General features: G+C 63.2%; 10 protein-coding genes. 9 read left to right on the top strand and 1 reads right to left on the bottom strand.

Features of this window, described 5'->3' with window-relative positions; translation table 11 throughout:
• Positions 1-79: 79 nt before the first annotated feature.
• From ABOC32_RS17065 to ABOC32_RS17030, 8 genes are all read left to right on the top strand, one after another.
• On the top strand, positions 80-610 hold the full coding sequence (locus tag ABOC32_RS17065; RefSeq protein WP_426808077.1) for a sigma-70 family RNA polymerase sigma factor: 531 nt from the start codon (positions 80-82) through the stop codon (positions 608-610).
• Positions 607-1,569 (top strand): FecR domain-containing protein, encoded by a 963-nt coding sequence (locus ABOC32_RS17060; protein ID WP_426808076.1) that lies wholly within the window; start codon positions 607-609, stop codon positions 1,567-1,569. Before ABOC32_RS17065 ends, ABOC32_RS17060 begins: the two co-directional genes overlap by 4 nt.
• An 88-nt stretch (positions 1,570-1,657) precedes the next feature.
• Complete coding sequence (locus tag ABOC32_RS17055; protein ID WP_426808075.1) at positions 1,658-4,084, top strand: TonB-dependent siderophore receptor; 2,427 nt, start codon at positions 1,658-1,660, stop codon at positions 4,082-4,084.
• Positions 4,085-4,626: 542 nt separating this feature from the next.
• Positions 4,627-5,868 carry a multidrug efflux RND transporter periplasmic adaptor subunit MexE gene (mexE, locus tag ABOC32_RS17050; RefSeq protein ID WP_426808074.1) on the top strand — a complete coding sequence of 414 codons (1,242 nt, stop codon included), beginning with the start codon at positions 4,627-4,629 and terminating at the stop codon, positions 5,866-5,868.
• Between the two features lie 12 nt (positions 5,869-5,880).
• Complete coding sequence (locus ABOC32_RS17045) at positions 5,881-9,060, top strand: efflux RND transporter permease subunit (protein ID WP_043200137.1); 3,180 nt, start codon at positions 5,881-5,883, stop codon at positions 9,058-9,060.
• Positions 9,057-10,472 carry an efflux transporter outer membrane subunit gene (locus ABOC32_RS17040; protein ID WP_426808073.1) on the top strand — a complete coding sequence of 472 codons (1,416 nt, stop codon included), beginning with the start codon at positions 9,057-9,059 and terminating at the stop codon, positions 10,470-10,472. The genes ABOC32_RS17045 and ABOC32_RS17040 overlap by 4 nt, the downstream gene beginning before the upstream one ends.
• A 437-nt stretch (positions 10,473-10,909) precedes the next feature.
• Positions 10,910-11,965, top strand: a complete 1,056-nt coding sequence (locus ABOC32_RS17035; RefSeq protein WP_426808072.1) for a tetratricopeptide repeat protein — start codon at positions 10,910-10,912, stop codon at positions 11,963-11,965.
• Between the two features lie 79 nt (positions 11,966-12,044).
• Positions 12,045-13,658, top strand: coding sequence for a response regulator (locus tag ABOC32_RS17030; protein WP_426808071.1), 1,614 nt, complete (start codon positions 12,045-12,047; stop codon positions 13,656-13,658).
• 6 nt (positions 13,659-13,664) lie between these two features.
• Here ABOC32_RS17030 and ABOC32_RS17025 read toward each other — a convergent pair whose 3' ends face one another.
• Positions 13,665-15,731 (bottom strand): ATP-binding protein, encoded by a 2,067-nt coding sequence (locus ABOC32_RS17025; RefSeq protein ID WP_426808070.1) that lies wholly within the window; start codon positions 15,729-15,731, stop codon positions 13,665-13,667.
• A gap of 191 nt (positions 15,732-15,922) precedes the next feature.
• Between ABOC32_RS17025 and ABOC32_RS17020 the strand changes: the two genes are divergently transcribed.
• Positions 15,923-16,609 (top strand): type 1 glutamine amidotransferase domain-containing protein, encoded by a 687-nt coding sequence (locus tag ABOC32_RS17020; protein ID WP_426808069.1) that lies wholly within the window; start codon positions 15,923-15,925, stop codon positions 16,607-16,609.
• The last annotated feature ends 112 nt before the right edge of the window (positions 16,610-16,721 follow it).

The following is a 16,721-nucleotide window of genomic DNA, read 5'->3' as shown; positions in this document are numbered from 1 at the left end:
CCCTTTGTAGCTGGGCCATTGCTGAATGTGCGCAATTGACATAAATTGCGACTAATTCTCATTAGCGCGCAACAGCACCATGCCTGACTCCCTCCCCTCGACCGGACACAGCCTGGCCGGCCTGTACGCCAACCACCACGGCTGGCTGGTGAACTGGCTGCGCGGCCGCCTGCAGTGTTCGCAGCAGGCCGCCGACCTGGCCCAGGACACGTTCGTGCGTGTGCTGCTGGCCGACCGTAGCCAGCCGTTGCTCGGTGAACTGCGCGAGCCACGCCACTTTCTGGTGACCATGGCCAGGCGCGTGATGATCGACAGCTTCCGCCGCAGGGCACTGGAGCAGGCCTACCTGCAACTGTTGGCCGAACAACCCGAGCAGTATGCGATTTCCCCCGAAGAACGCTGGGTGCTGGTGGAAACCCTGCAAGCGCTCGATGCCATGCTTGAGGGCCTGGGCAAGAAGGTGAAGCAGGCGTTTCTGCTATCGCAGTTGCGTGGCCTGGGCTACAAGGACATCGCCGCCCAGATGGACGTATCGGTCAGTTCGGTCACCAAGTACATTGCCCGCGCCACCGAGCACTGCTTGCTGTTTGCCCTGGAACACGGCCAGTGAGCCCCCTGCCCCAACGCCAGGCACTGAGTGCCGCTGCGCAGTGGTTCGCCCGGCTGGGCGAGGCCCCTGCAGACCCGGACCTGCAGCAACGCTGGCAGGCCTGGCATGCGGCCGACCCCCAGCACCAGTGGGCCTGGCAGCGGGTGGCCATGTTGCAGGCACAACTGAACCAGGCACAAGGCGCACTGGGCCATGACGTGCTTGAGCGTGCCGGCCAGCAGGGCCCGGCGCTGCAGCGGCGCATGCTGCTCAAGGGGCTGCTGCTGGGCGCGGGGCTTGGCGCCCTGGGCTGGCGCGGTTATCGCGATGCGCCGGTGTGGCTGGCCGACGTGCGCACTGCCATCGGCGAACAGCGCAGGTTGACGCTGAGTGACGGCAGCCGCCTGATCGTCAACACCGGCAGTGCGGTGGACATTGCCTTCAGCAACGACACCCGCCAGCTACGGCTGCGCGCCGGGGAGATCTTTGTCGAGACCGCCCCCGATCACCGCCCGTTCATGGTCAGCACTGGCGAAGGGCACATCAGGGCGCTGGGCACCCGGTTCAGCGTCAGGCAACACGACCACCAGACCCGCGTATGCGTTTACCAGCATGCCGTCGTCGTGAACCCTATCAACGCGGGTGGCGAGCAAACCCGTCTGGACAGTGGCAACGGCCTGCTGTTCGACAGCAAAGGCATCCTGCAACGCATGCCACTGGCCAGTACCGACGCGGCCTGGACCGAAGGCCAGCTGGTGGTGGACGATTGGCGCCTGGATCACCTGCTCGAAGAGTTACAGCGGTACCGCAGCGGCTACCTGGGCTGTGCCACGGCGGTCGGCCACTTGCGGGTTTCCGGCGCCTATTCGCTCACCGATCTTGACCTGACCCTGTCCACCCTTACCCGCTCGCTGCCGGTAAAACTGGTGCGTCATACCCGCTTCTGGACACGCATAGAACCCTTGAGCCGCAATGCCTGAAAAAAAATGCACAGGGCATTGTCGATTTGCCGTCGCCCATTCGCCTCCCTGGCAATAACACCGAAAACACTACGCCCAGGAAGCTCGCATGCGCCGCCTTATCTCACCACCCCGCCAAGCACTCACGTTTGCCTTGCTCGGCGCCTCGCTCGCCCTGCTCCCGCCGCTGCTGCCCGGTGCCGCCATGGCCCAGGCAGCCAGCGCGCAGAAGACCTACGCCATCAGCGGTGGCCCGCTGAGTACGGTGCTCGGCCGCTTCGCCAACACAGCCGGGGTGGTGCTGTCGTTCGACAGCCAGCTCACTGCCGGCAAGCAAAGTGCCGGCCTGCAAGGCACCTACAGTGTCGAACAGGGCTTCGCCGCACTCCTGGCTGGCACCGGCCTGGGCGTTGCGCCTGCCGAGCAAGGCGCCTATGTGCTGTACCCGACCGAGTCCGGCAATGCCTTGCAGCTGGGCGCCACCAGCGTGGTGGGCAATGGCCTGGGCGAAACCACCGAGAACACGGGCGCCTACACCACCGGGCAAACCCGTACGGCAACCAAGCTGGGCCTGTCACTGCGCGAAACGCCGCAATCGGTCAGCGTGGTCACGCGCCAGGTGATGAACGATCACCGCCTGGCCTCGATCGATGACGTGGTCAAGTTCACACCGGGGCTGTCCAGCAACCATCGCGACAGCGAACGCTATACCTTCTACGCCCGCGGCTTCCAGATCCAGAACTTCCAGTACGACGGCATCCCTGCGCAAATCGCCAACGAATCGCAGCAATTCACCAGTACCTTGGCCGATATGGCGATCTATGACCGGGTCGAAGTGGTGCGTGGCGCCACCGGCCTGCTCAGTGGCGCCGGCACGCCGTCGGCCACGCTCAACCTGGTGCGCAAGCGGCCTACGGAGGATGCGCAGGCGACGGTTGCCGGCGAGGTCGGTTCCTGGGACCGATACCGTACCGAGGCCGATGTCTCCGGGCCGCTCACCGAAGCCGGCAACATCCGAGGCCGCCTGGTCGGGGTGTACGAAACCGCCAACTCGTTCGTTGACTGGTACAAGACCGACAAGCGCGTGATGTACGGCGCCCTGGACATCGACCTGAGTGAAGACACCCTGCTGCGCCTGAGCCTCGACTACCAGAACAACAACGCCGATGGCGTCAGCTTCGGGCACATCCCTTTGTTCAACAGCGATGGCAGCGCGACAAACTTCTCGCGGTCGTTCAACCCCGCCGCGCGCTGGAGCTACCTGAACAATACCCAGTACAACCTCACCGGCCTGCTGGAACACAAGCTGGCCAACGACTGGGTTGCCAAGGCCGCGTACAGCCACCAGTACGCATACCGCCATGGCGTCACCGGCTCCGCCAGTGGCGGCACACCCGACCCGCTCACCGGCAGCGGCGTATCGATGTACATCAACCGCCTGGACAGCTACCAGACCCAGGACAATTTCGATCTGTACGCCACCGGCCCGTTCCAGCTGGGCGGTCGCGAGCATGAGCTGGTGCTGGGCAGCAACCTGGCCTACACCCACCTCAACTACCCGACCTACGAGCGCGGCTTCCCTGCTGTCGACAACATCTATGAGTGGGATGGCGACCCCCATGGCAAGCCGCACCTGGCCAAGACCGAAGAGAGCCTGTCACGCCTGAGCCAGTCCGGTGTCTACGCCGCCGTGCGCCTCAAGCCGTACGATCCGCTGTCGATCATCCTCGGCAGCCGGGTGAGCTGGTGGAACCAGAAGGACGACAGCAGCGACGATTTGACCGGCGAAGTCACTGGCCGCGACCGTACGAAGAAGTCCGGCGTGGTCACGCCCTACGCCGGTGTGGTGCTGGACCTGAACGACACGTACTCGGTGTACGCCAGCTGGACGCAGATTTTCCTGCCGCAGACCTATTACAAGACCGCCAGCAATACCTCGCTGGACCCGCTCGAAGGCGACAACTACGAGCTCGGCATCAAGGGTGAATTCTACGACGGCGCGCTGAACGCCAGCGCCGCGCTGTTCGAAGTCAAACAGAAGAACACGCCGCAATTGGTCGATGACAGTGGCCCGCAGGAAATCTACCGTGCCATTGCCGGCACCACCACGCGTGGCATCGAAACGGAAATCTCCGGCGAGGTACTGCCGGGCTGGAATGTATTTGGCGGCTATACCTACCGCGAGTCCCACGACAAGGAGGGCAACCGCGTCGAGACCAACCAGCCCATGAACCTGTTCAAGCTGGCCACCACCTATCGCCTGCCCGGTGACTGGAACAAGCTGACAGTGGGCGGCAACATGACTTGGCAAAGCGACATCTACGCGGTCAATTCAGACCTGGGCACCAAGGCGCACCAGCGTGACTTTGGCGTGGTCGGGCTGCTGGCCAACTATGCCTTCGATGAACACCTGAGCGTAGGGCTGAACCTGAACAACTTGTTCGACAAGAAGTACTACGATGGCCTGGGCACGTTCAGCTCTGGCTCTTATGGTGAGCCACGCAACCTGATGGCCAATGCCCGCTGGCGGTTCTGAAACCGTGTTCGCAGGGGCTGCCAAGCAGCCCCATCATGCCAGCCATCGATGTTTGAGGACTGGCTCGGGACCTGCGTATGGGCTTGCAGGTGCACGCCGATAGAGGTTGGGCGCCTGTGAGATCGAGCGCCGCCCGCGCGGCGCTTCGCAGCACAAGGCTGCTCCTACATTTGTTTCGGGCCAGTAACGCATGCGCCAATGCGCGCGACCGCCTTGTTTGTACGATGCGATGTCGAGCCAAGCGCCAAGGTGCACGCGCGCAAATACCCCAGGAATAATTGGCCCGAAAAAGATGTAGGAGCAGCCTTGTGCTGCGAAGCGCCGCGCGGGCGGCGCTCGATCTCACAGGCGCTGAAAGTTGCTTGACGAGCACCTGCTGGCTTCACCACATCTCTCGCCAACCACACCCAACCATGCCCGGCATCGATGATTGATCCACACATATCATTCAGCGTGATATTAACCTTCGTCCCGTTCGATTCGTGCCTCACGCGCAACACACTCACACTCCGCCCACTACTAATACATTGGCGGAGTTCTCCATGGAACAATCTCTCAAACCCTTGCGCTTTCCCCTCGCTGCCCTGGCAGTGGTGGTGATCAGCGCTTGCGGTCGAACCCCCGACGCCGTGCAAGCTCCCGCCGCGCCAAAGGTCACTGTGGCCAAGGTGATCGAGCAACCGATCAACGAATGGGACGAGTTCACCGGGCGCCTCGAAGCCCCGGAAACTGTCGAAGTTCGCCCGCGGGTCTCGGGCCAGATCGATCTCGTGGGTTTCACCGAAGGCGCCCAGGTCAAGAAAGGCGACTTGCTGTTCCAGATCGACCCACGCCCGTTCCAGGCTGAAGTCCGCCGCCTCGAAGCCCAACTGCAACAGGCCAAGGCCACCGCCATTCGCAGCGCCAACGAAGCCCGCCGTGGCGAGCGCCTGCGCGACAGCAACGCCATTTCCGCCGAACTTGCAGAGTCGCGCAGCAGCGCTGCCGCCGAAGCCCGCGCCGGTGTCGACGCAATCCAGGCTCAACTCGACCTGGCGCGCCTGAACCTCAGCTTCACCCGCGTCACCGCGCCCATCAGTGGCCGCGTCAGCCGCGCCCAGTACACTGCCGGCAACATCGTCACGGCCGACGTCACCCCGCTGACCAGCGTGGTGTCCACCGACAAGGTCTACGCCTACTTCGACGCCGACGAGCGCGTGTACCTCAAGTACACCCAGCTGGCGCGCGAAGGCCAACGTGGCCAGAGCACCCCGGTGTACCTGGGCCTGACCAACGAAACCGGCAACCCGCACCAGGGCCAGATGAACTTCGTCGACAACCAGGTCAACCCGCGCACCGGCACCATCCGTGGCCGCGCCGTGTTCGACAACCGCGACGGCCAGTTCACCCCCGGCCTGTATGCACGCCTGAAGCTGGTGGGCAGCGCCCAGTACGACGCCATGCTGATCAACGACGAAGCCGTGGGCACCGACCTTGGCAAGAAGTTCGTGCTGGTCATGGACAAGGACAACAAGGCCACCTACCGCGCCGTGGAACTGGGGCCGAAGCTGGAAGGCCTGCGTATCGTGCGCAGCGGCCTGGCCAAGGATGACCGCATCGTGGTCAAGGGCCTGCAGCGCGTGCGCCCAGGCTCGCCGGTCACCCCGGAAGAAACCCCAATGGCCAGTGAGCAGACCCTCGCCGCCCTCGCCCAGCAGCGCCAGGCACTGGAGGCCAGCAACCCGGCGCCGAAAGTGGCGGGCAACAACGTGAAAGTCGCCAGCGCCCAGGCGCCACGCGGTTAAGGGACCACACCGATGAACTTCTCGAAATTCTTCATTACCCGGCCGATCTTCGCCGCAGTGCTGTCGTTGATTCTGCTGATTGCAGGCTCGATCTCGCTGTTCCAGCTGCCGATCAGCGAATACCCCGAAGTGGTGCCTCCCACCGTGGTGGTGCGGGCCAACTTCCCCGGCGCCAACCCCAAGGTGATCGGCGAAACCGTCGCCGCGCCATTGGAACAGGCCATCACGGGCGTTGAGAACATGCTGTACATGTCCTCCCAGTCCACCGCTGACGGCAAGCTGACGCTGACCATCACCTTCGCCCTGGGCACTGACCTGGACAACGCCCAGGTGCAGGTGCAGAACCGCGTCACCCGGACCCAGCCCAAGCTGCCCGAGGAGGTGACGCGTATCGGTATCACCGTCGACAAGGCCTCGCCCGACCTGACCATGGTCGTGCACCTGACGTCGCCGGACAACCGCTACGACATGCTCTACCTGTCCAACTACGCCATCCTCAACATCAAGGACGAGCTCGCGCGTCTGGGCGGCGTAGGCGACGTGCAGCTGTTCGGCATGGGCGACTACTCGCTGCGCGTGTGGCTCGACCCGAACAAGACCGCTTCGCGCAACCTCACCGCCAGTGATGTGGTAGCGGCAATCCGCGAGCAGAACCGCCAGGTGGCCGCCGGCCAGCTGGGCGCCCCGCCCGCCCCCGGTTCCACCAGCTTCCAGCTGTCGATCAACACCCAGGGCCGTCTGGTCAACGAGGAAGAGTTCGAGAACATCATCATCCGTGCCGGTGCCGATGGCGAGATCACCCGCCTGAAGGACATCGCCCGGGTCGAGCTCGGCTCCAGCCAGTACGCCTTGCGCTCGCTGCTGAACAACCAGCCGGCGGTGGCCATCCCGATCTTCCAGCGCCCAGGCTCCAACGCCATCGAGATCTCCGACGAAGTGCGGGCGAAAATGGCCGAGCTGAAGAAGGACTTCCCTGAAGGGATGGACTACAGCATCGTCTATGACCCAACCATCTTCGTGCGCGGTTCCATCGAAGCCGTGGTGCACACCCTGTTCGAAGCCCTGGTGCTGGTCGTGCTGGTGGTCATCCTGTTCCTGCAGACCTGGCGTGCCTCGATCATCCCGCTGCTGGCCGTGCCGGTATCGTTGATCGGTACCTTTGCGGTGATGCACCTGTTCGGCTTCTCGCTTAACGCCTTGTCGCTATTCGGGTTGGTGCTGGCCATCGGCATCGTGGTGGACGACGCCATCGTCGTGGTGGAGAACGTCGAACGTAACATCGGGCTGGGCCTGAAACCGCTGGAAGCCACTCAAAAGGCGATGAGCGAAGTGACCGGGCCGATCATCGCCACGGCCCTGGTGCTGTGCGCCGTGTTTGTGCCGGCTGCGTTCATCTCCGGCCTCACCGGGCAGTTCTACAAGCAGTTCGCGCTGACCATCGCCATTTCCACCGTGATTTCGGCGTTCAACTCGCTGACCCTGTCGCCGGCCCTGGCTGCCGTGCTGCTGAAGGACCACCATGCGCCCAAGGACCGTTTCTCGCGGTTCCTCGACAAGCTGCTGGGCAGCTGGCTGTTCTCCCCGTTCAACCGTTTCTTCGACCGCGCCAGCCACAGCTACGTCGGTGGCGTGCGCCGGGTCATCCGCTCCAGTGGCATCGCCCTGTTCGTCTATGCCGGCCTGATGGGCCTGACCTACCTCGGCTTCTCGTCCACCCCGACCGGTTTCGTGCCGGCCCAGGACAAGCAGTACCTGGTGGCCTTCGCCCAGTTGCCCGACGCCGCCAGCCTCGACCGCACCGAGGCGGTGATCAAGCGCATGAGCGAAATCGCCCTGAAGCAGCCTGGTGTGGCCGACTCGGTGGCCTTCCCTGGCCTGTCGATCAATGGTTTCACCAACAGCCCGAACAGCGGCATCGTGTTCACCCCGCTCAAGCCGTTCGATGAGCGCAAGGACCCAAGCCAGTCGGCGGCGGCCATCGCAGCTGCACTGAATGCCCAGTTCGCCGATATCCAGGACGCCTACATCGCCATCTTCCCGCCACCGCCGGTACAGGGTCTTGGCACGATTGGCGGCTTCCGCCTGCAAATCGAAGACCGTGGCAACCTGGGTTACGAAGCGCTGTACAAAGAAACCCAGAACATCATCACCAAGAGCCACAACGTGCCGGAGCTGGCAGGCCTGTTCACCAGCTACCAGGTCAACGTGCCGCAGGTCGATGCCGCCATCGACCGGGAAAAGGCCAAGACCCACGGCGTGGCAATCACCGACATCTTCGACACCCTGCAGGTTTACCTGGGCTCGCTGTACACCAACGACTTCAACCGCTTTGGCCGCACCTACCAGGTCAACGTCCAGGCTGAGCAGCAGTTCCGCCTCGATGCCGAGCAGATCGGCCAGTTGAAGGTACGCAACAACCTCGGCGAGATGATCCCGCTGGCGACCTTCCTCAAGGTCAGCGACACCTCCGGGCCGGACCGCGTCATGCACTACAACGGCTTCATCACCGCAGAAATCAACGGTGCCGCAGCCCCGGGCTACAGCTCTGGCCAGGCCGAAGCTGCCATCGAGAAGCTGCTGAAAGAGGAACTGCCCAACGGCATGACCTTCGAGTGGACCGACCTGACCTACCAGCAGATCCTCTCGGGCAACACCGCACTGCTGGTCTTCCCGCTGTGCGTACTGCTGGCGTTCCTGGTACTGGCCGCCCAGTACGAAAGCTGGAGCCTGCCGCTGGCGGTGATCCTGATCGTGCCGATGACCCTGCTGTCGGCCATCACCGGTGTGATCGTGTCGGGTGGCGACAACAACATCTTCACCCAGATCGGCCTGATCGTACTGGTAGGCCTGGCGTGCAAGAACGCGATCCTGATCGTCGAGTTCGCCAAGGATGAGCAGGCCAAAGGCCTGGATCCGCTGGCTGCGGTACTGGAAGCCTGCCGCCTGCGCCTGCGGCCGATCCTGATGACTTCGATTGCCTTCATCATGGGCGTGGTTCCGCTGGTATTCAGCTCGGGTGCCGGTTCGGAAATGCGCCATGCCATGGGTGTGGCGGTGTTCTCGGGAATGATCGGCGTGACCGTGTTCGGCCTGTTCCTGACCCCGGTGTTCTTCTTCCTGATTCGCCGTTTCGTCGAGCGTCGCCAGGCCCGCAAGGCCGAACGCGTTCAAGTGCTGGAGAACCATGCATGAACCTGCTCAAACCCCTGACCCCAAGCCTGCTGGCACTGGCCCTGGCAGCCTGTGCGGTAGGCCCGGACTACCAGGCCCCGGCCACCGAACCTGCACAACTGAGCAGTGATGTGCAGGCCAAGGCCTACGACCGTAGCCGCTTCGAAAGCCTGTGGTGGAAGCAGTTCGACGACCCGGTGCTGAACCAGCTGGTACAAGCGTCGCTGGACGGCAACCGTGACTTGCGTGTGGCCTTCGCCCGCCTGAAATCCGCCCGGTCGATCCGCGAAGACGCCGAAAACGACCAGTTCCCGGTGGTCACCAGCCGCGCCAGCAGCGACATCGGCAAGGGGCAGATTCCCGGCCAGACCACGCAGCGGGTGAACAGCGAGCGCTATGACCTGGGCCTGGACATGGCCTGGGAGCTTGACCTGTTTGGCCGCATCCAGCGTCAGATCGAGGCCAGCGAAGCCCAGGAAGCGGTCGCCGCCGCCGACCTGCAGCAGTTGCAGGTCAGCCTGATCGCCGAACTAGTCGATGCCTACGGGCAACTGCGCGGTGCGCAATTGCGCGAGAAGATCGCCTTGGCCAACCTCAAGACCCAGCAGGAATCGCGGACCATTACCGAAACCTTACGTGATGCCGGCGTGGGCAACGACCTCGACGTGGTGCGTGCCGATGCGCGCCTGGCCGGGGTCGAAGCCACCGTGCCGCAGCTGCAGGCCGAACAGGCACGGGCGCGGCACCGCATCGCCACCCTGCTTGGCCAGCGCCCGGACGCGCTCAGCGTAGACCTGTCACCCAAGGACCTGCCGGCCATCGCCAAGGCGTTGCCGGTGGGTGACCCGGGTGAACTGCTGCGCCGTCGCCCGGACATCCGCAGTGCCGAGCGCCAGCTGGCGGCCGCCACCGCCAACGTCGGCGTGGCCACGGCAGACCTGTTCCCCCGCGTCAGCCTCAGCGGCTTCCTTGGCTTTACCGCCGCACGCGGCTCGCAGCTCGGCTCCTCGGCAGCCAATGCCTGGGCGTTGGGCCCGAGCATTACCTGGGCGGCCTTCGACCTGGGCAGCGTACGGGCCCGCCTGCGCGGCGCCAAGGCCGATGCCGAAGGGGCACTGGCCAACTACGAGCAACAGGTACTGCTGGCCCTGGAAGAATCGGCCAACGCCTTCAGCGATTACGACAAGACCCAGCAGCGGCTGCTGTCGCTGATGCGCCAGAGCGACGCCAGCCGCAAGGCAGCGGAGCTGGCCTCGATTCGTTATCGCGAAGGTACGGTGGACTACCTGGTACTGCTCGACGCCGAGCGCGAGCGGCTGAGCGCTGAGGATGCGCAGGCCCAGGGTGAGGTCGATCTGTACCGCGGCATCGTCTCCATCTACAAGGCCCTGGGCGGCGGCTGGCAACCGGAGACCGTGGCCAGCGCACGCTGATACACCCGTTTCAACGACTCCTTTGGTTGGCTCCTCCCCCAACCGTTTGCCCCGCAGGCCCTGGTCCGCGGGGCTTTTTTATGGCTTTGCATCTTCAGCGCCTGCGAGATCGAGCGCCGCCCGCGCGGCGCATCGCGAGCTGCGCTCGCTCCTACGTTTGTTTCAGGCCAATTATTCCTATGGGATTTGTGCGCGAACGCCTGGGAGCACGGCTCGATATCGCGTCGTACAAACAAGGCGGTCGCGCGCGCCTTCCACAGGCGTTACTGGCCCGACACAAACGTAGGAGCGAGCGCAGCTCGCGATGCGCCGCGCGGGCGGCGCTCGGTTTACGCGCCAGCGCAACACCTGGGACAGACACCCAGCAGCCTTCACTCGGTTGCATTTACCCCCCGGCTGGCCCAAGCTCTGCCCTTCCCGCCACCACGGATCGTCCGATGCACAGACGCAACCGCTACCTGATCGCCCTGCTGCTGTTGATCCTGGTATCGGCCCTGTTCGGTTACCTGTGGCGCGATGAGCAGCCAGCCGCGCCGACCTTGCCTGCACACAGCTATGCCAAGGCCCTGCGCCAGGCCCATGACGGCCAACCCGGCGCTGCGCGCGTGCTGTACCAGCAATTGCAACGCGACGACCTGCCCCCTATCCGCCGCGTAGCACTCTATGCCGAGTTACCCAACTACCCCTCCCCCCAGGCATTGAAACTCGCTCGCCAGGACCTGGAGCATGCCGACCCGCTGGTGCGCCGTGCGGCCATTGCCGGTATCCGCCGCCTGCTGCCGGCGGCCCAGCGCAGCCTGGTGCTCGGCCCATTGCTGGACGACGACGATCAGAGCGTGCGCTTTGCTGCCGTGGATGCCCTGCTGGGCCTCGACCCCGATGCCATCGGCCTGTATTTCGGCCCATTGCAGGCAGCCCTGGAACACTACCAACAGGCGCTCGAGCAACAACCCGAGGATGCCGACGCCCAGGTACACCTGGCACGCCTGTACCTGCACGAAAACGACTACACCCAGGCGGCCACGGCCCTACAGCGGGCACTGGCGGTCGCACCCGGCAACCTCGACGCCTTGGCCACCCAGGTGCGCCTACTGGAGCGTCAGGGCCACCACGATGCCTCGCGGCAGGTGTTGGGCAAAGCCTTGGCGCTAAGCCCCGACTCAGCCTTCCTGCAGTACGAGCTGGGGCTCTGGCTGAACCGCCACGAGCAGCGCGAATACGCCTTGCTGGCCTTGTCCCGCGCCGTCGAGCTGGACCCGGACAACGCCGACTATCGCTATACGCTGGCAGTCACGCTGCACGAGCTGGAACAACTCGACGCCGCGCAAAAACAGCTGGAAACCGTGCTCAACCGGCAACCGGCCAACCGCCGGGCGCGGGTGCTGCTGATCCAGTATTCGAAAGAGACCGGGCAATTGCAGAACGTACAGGTGCTGCTGGCCGAACTGGAGCGGCAGAACCCGGACGACCCCGTATTGCAGCAGGGCCTGTAGGTATCACCTGAATATTGTTGAACCCTGAGCGTGTGCCCAAGGTCCAGTGGGTATCAGGCCACCCTACAGGAGAGTCGTTTTGGCCCATTCACTGGCGCTGGATGAACGTGCCTTGATCCTGGCACCTCCGCCATTAGCGGCGGATACCTCGCGCCTGCTCGCTTCAGCCGGCATCAATAGCCTGTGCGCCGTCGACCTGGCCAACCTGCAAAGCTGCCTGACTGAAGGCGCAGGCCTGGCAATCATTGCCGAGCAAGTGTTCAGCCAGGGCCCAAGCGCGTTGCTGCAGGCATTCATCGACCAGCAACAAAGCTGGTCGGACCTGCCCATCGTGCTGCTGATTCAGGGTGCCTGGTCGGCCACTGGCGCGAGTAACCACCCGGTGGGCAATCTTCTACTGATGGTCGCCCCGTTCGACAATGACCAACTGCTGCACATGACCCAATCGGCCCTGCGCAACCGGCGCCGGCAATACCTGACACGCGACCAGTTGCAGGACCTTCAGCAGCGCCTGAACACCCCGGCCGCATTGTCGGACGAGGAGCAGGAACGCAACGAGTTCACCCACTACCAGGCACGCAAGATGGACGCAATTGGCCAGCTGGCCGGGGGGGTTGCTCATGACTTCAACAACCTGCTGACGAGCATTGGTGGCAGCTTCGAGCTGATAGAACGGCGCCTGCATCAAGGCCGCAGCGATGGCCTGGACAGCGTGCTGCACATGGGCCGTGAGGCAGTTGCACGCGCAGCCCGCCTGACCCACCGCTTGCTGGCCTTCTCCTCCCGCCAATCGCTGAACAGCCAGCGTGTCGACCTGCACAGCCTGCTTGAGGTAAAACGCCTGAAGGCCTGCCTGAACCCTTCCGTAACCTTGCACGTGCACATCGCCAAAGACCTGTGGCCCGTAGAAGCTGATGACAAGCAGCTCCAGGAAGCCCTCGACAACCTGCTGCTCAATGCCTGCGAAGCCATGCCCAGTGGCGGCCAGCTACGAATCGAGGCGAGCAACCAGCACATCGAGAGCAAGCAATTCACCAGCGGAACGCTGTGCGCCGGTGACTATCTGCGCCTGAGCATCATCGATGACGGCCAAGGCATGGCGCAAAGCACACTGGAGCGTGCGTTCGAACCCTTTTTCAGTACCAAGGCGATCGGCCAAGGCATCGGCCTGGGCCTCTCGATGGTGTACGGCTTCAGCAAACAGTCTCGCGGGCATGTGGCCCTGCACAGCCAGATCGGCCAGGGCACACGGGTAGACCTGTACTTGCCGCGCCATATCGGTCAAGTCCAGGCACCGAGCAAACCGGTACCTGTGCAAGAGCGCCAAGGCCGACACGTGCTGGTCGTCGAGGACGACCCCCATGTCCGTCAATTGCTGTGCCAGGCCCTGCGCGAGAGCGGCTTCCCCTGCCGTAGCGCGGCCAACGCCACCCAAGGGCTCAAAGTGCTTCGCTCGGCACAACCCGTGGATCTACTGGTCAGCGATGTCGGCTTGCCCGGCATGAATGGCCGCCAACTGGCCGAGATCGCACGCAGCCTGCGCCCACGCTTGCCGGTGCTGTTCATTACCGGCTACGCGGAAACGGCCATGGCCCGCGAGGGGTTCCTCGGCACGGGCATGCACCTTATTTGCAAACCATTCGAACTGAAAACGCTACAGGCTCAAGTCGCACAGATTCTTGGCCAACCCTGAAGCACGTCATTGTTCGAGCATGCGTATTGCCTGGTCGGCAAGGTCCGCCATCGAAAACGGCTTGTTCATCAACGCCGTACCCGGCTGTTCGAGCAGTTGCGCTTCAATCGGATGGTCAGCATAGCCGGTGATGAACAGGATCTTCTGAGAAGGTAGCTGCATGCGCATGGCCTTGGCCACTTGCCGACCGCTGAACCCGCCCGGTAAACCAATGTCGGTGATCACCAGGTCAAAAGGGTCGTCCAGCCGAAAGCGCTCCAGCGCAGTATTCGCGTCGCTTGCTTCAGTGACCACAAAGCCGCGCTCAGTCAGGTACTCACGCATCACCGCGCGCAAGTTGAATTCGTCATCGACCAGCAACAGACGCTCGCCTTGGGCCATGCACCGGGTGCGTTGTTCGGGTTTGAGCGTTTCGGGTACCGGGTCATTGCACCTTGGGAAAAGCATGGAAACCCTGGTGCCCTGTTGCGGGGTCGACTCAATCCAGGCGTACCCCCCCGATTGACCGACAAAGCCGTACACCAGCGATAGCCCGAGCCCGAAACCGCGCCCGATGGGCTTGGTCGTAAAGAACGGCTCAAAGGCCCTGGCGATGTCCTCCGCCGCCATTCCATGGCCATCATCCTCGACATGCAAGGCGACATAGTCGCCAGGCGGCAGGCCTTTCTCATCAGGAAAACTGGCCATCAACCGCTCGTTGACACTACGAATAGTAACGTTACCACGCGCCAGGCAAGCCTCTCGGGCATTGGAGCAGAGGTTGACCAGGGCATTTTCAAACTGGGGGACGTCAAGGCATACAGACCAAGGCACCACATCCAGCTGCCACTGCAGACGCATCTCTGCGCCAAGTGCCTTCAGTAGCAACGGTTCGCTTTGCCGTAATTGCCGATTGAAGTCGAGCGGCTTCGGCGCCAGCGGCTGATGGCGAGAGAACGCCAACAGGCGATGAGTCAGTTCCATGGCGCGCAGCACCGAGTCGCGAGCGACCTCCACATAGGTTTCAACCCGCTCCATGCGCCCCTCCTGAAGGCGCCGCTGCAACAGCTCGAGACTGCCACCGATACCCGACAGCAGGTTGTTCATCTCATGGCCCATGCCCCCTGCCAACTGGCCTACCACTTCCATGCGTTCGCTGTTGCGCATCAGCGCCTCAGACTGACGCGCGGCTTCTTCGCGCTCACCGGTGATATCCCGGCCCACTGCAGTCAGCAATCTGCCATCATATCGGGCACTCCAGCGAAACCAGTGATAATGGCCATCACAATGGCGCAATCGAGTCTCCAGGTGCTCTGCATCCTGGTATTGCAGGAGCCCGGTGACGGCCACCTCTACCTCGGCGCGGTCCGCTGGATGAACCAGTTCCAGTATCTGCAGATTGCGAACCTGCTCCTCGGGCCAACCCAGAATGCGGTACCAGGCAGGGTTGGCCGAGTACAGCTTGAGATCTGGGGTAACCATCATCATTGCATCACGCGACAACTGCCAGATCTGCTCGCGCTCGGCCACATGTCGCGCTATCTGCCGCTCAAAGCCCTGCGCCTGCTCACGCCAGCGACTGTGCGCCTCTACGCTGGCCGTGGTCTCGATCACCGTATGCAGAAACCCCGCCACGTTGCCAAGTTCATCGTGCAGGGGTGCATAACCGAACGCGCACCACAGCGCTTCGCCGTCTTCTGCGCAGACGATACGCAAGGGCGGATCCTCGACAAAGTTCGAGCAACCTTCAAGCGCCTTGAATACCCACGGCCCCATTGCAGGCCAGAGATCACTCCAGAGCACATCGAACGCGTTGCCCAACGCATCCGGAAACACTGCCCTTAGCGCCCGATAGCCTTTGTTGTGAACCACGCACAGGTCGGCGCCCCAGACCACCGCACACGGGAATGGCGACAAGTGCATCATGTCGACGGCAGTGCGCAACGACGCCGGCCAACACGGCAAATGCCCGAGTGAGGTACGCCCCCAATCGAACCGGGCGATCCGTTCGCCCATCAGGTCGAGGGGTGCCAGGACCGACGGGTGCAGGGTGACCGTCTGCGCAGCCTTGCGCGGCGTACCAGGTGCGACCAATTTCGTGACTCCGCAGTGCTCAGGGTTGAAAAGGTGCTGTCCCAATCGGGCTTCCCCCTTGGGTGTTCGTTCACGTTAGCACAGCGCGCATCGCACATTATGGCGGACTTGCAGGTGACAGCTATGCTGATTAGGTTTTCCCACGGGCCAGGGAGCAACGGCCCATTCAGGTTGCCGACAGGAGCGTGGTCATGAGCAAGAAAATGCTGGTAGTGCTGACCAATACAGCCAAGTATCCGACCTTGAAACGGGCGACCGGGCTGTGGCTGGGTGAAGCGGTGCACTTTGTCGAGAAAGTCGAAAAGGCCGGCTACACGGTCGATTATGTCAGCCCAGAGGGTGGTTACGTCCCTGTCGACCCACACAGCCTGCAGATGGCCCCTGACCTGGACTGGCAATGGTATGACGACAAACGCTTCATGACCCGCCTGGGCACCAGCTTGAGCCCTGGCCAGGTAAAGGCCGACGAATACAGCGTCATCTACTACACCGGTGGGCACGGGGTGATGTACGACTTTGCCGAAAACAAGCCGCTGCAGGAGCTGGCACGCAAGGTCTATGAAAAGGGTGGCATTGTTGCAGCGGTCTGCCATGGCGTGGCCGGCCTGCTCAACATCAAGCTCAGCGACAACAGCCTGCTGCTGAAGGGTCGCAAAGTGACCGGCTTTTCCGATGTCGAGGAACAACTGGTCGAGCTGGACAAGGTGGTGCCTTTCTCGACGGAAAAAGAGCTAGGTGGCCGGGGCGGCGAGTACAGTAAACATGATGACCCGTGGAAACCCTACGTGGTCGAGGATGGTCGGCTGATCACCGGGCAGAACCCTGACTCCACTGCACTGCTCGCAGAGAAAGTACTGGAGAACCTCAACGGCAGGTAAAGCCTTACATCAGCCTTCTGGTTTTCCTCTCGCGCAGACTGCGCGCGGACTACAGCCGGCCAGTCATTGAATGCATAGGCTCTGGGCTCAGCTGTACACCACGAACAGCTTC

Source organism: Pseudomonas sp. WOUb67, assembly GCF_050058005.1.
Lineage (GTDB): Bacteria > Pseudomonadota > Gammaproteobacteria > Pseudomonadales > Pseudomonadaceae > Aquipseudomonas > Aquipseudomonas putida_R.
Note: the sequence above shows the minus strand (reverse complement) of the source record. Positions and strands in the feature narration are given on the sequence as shown.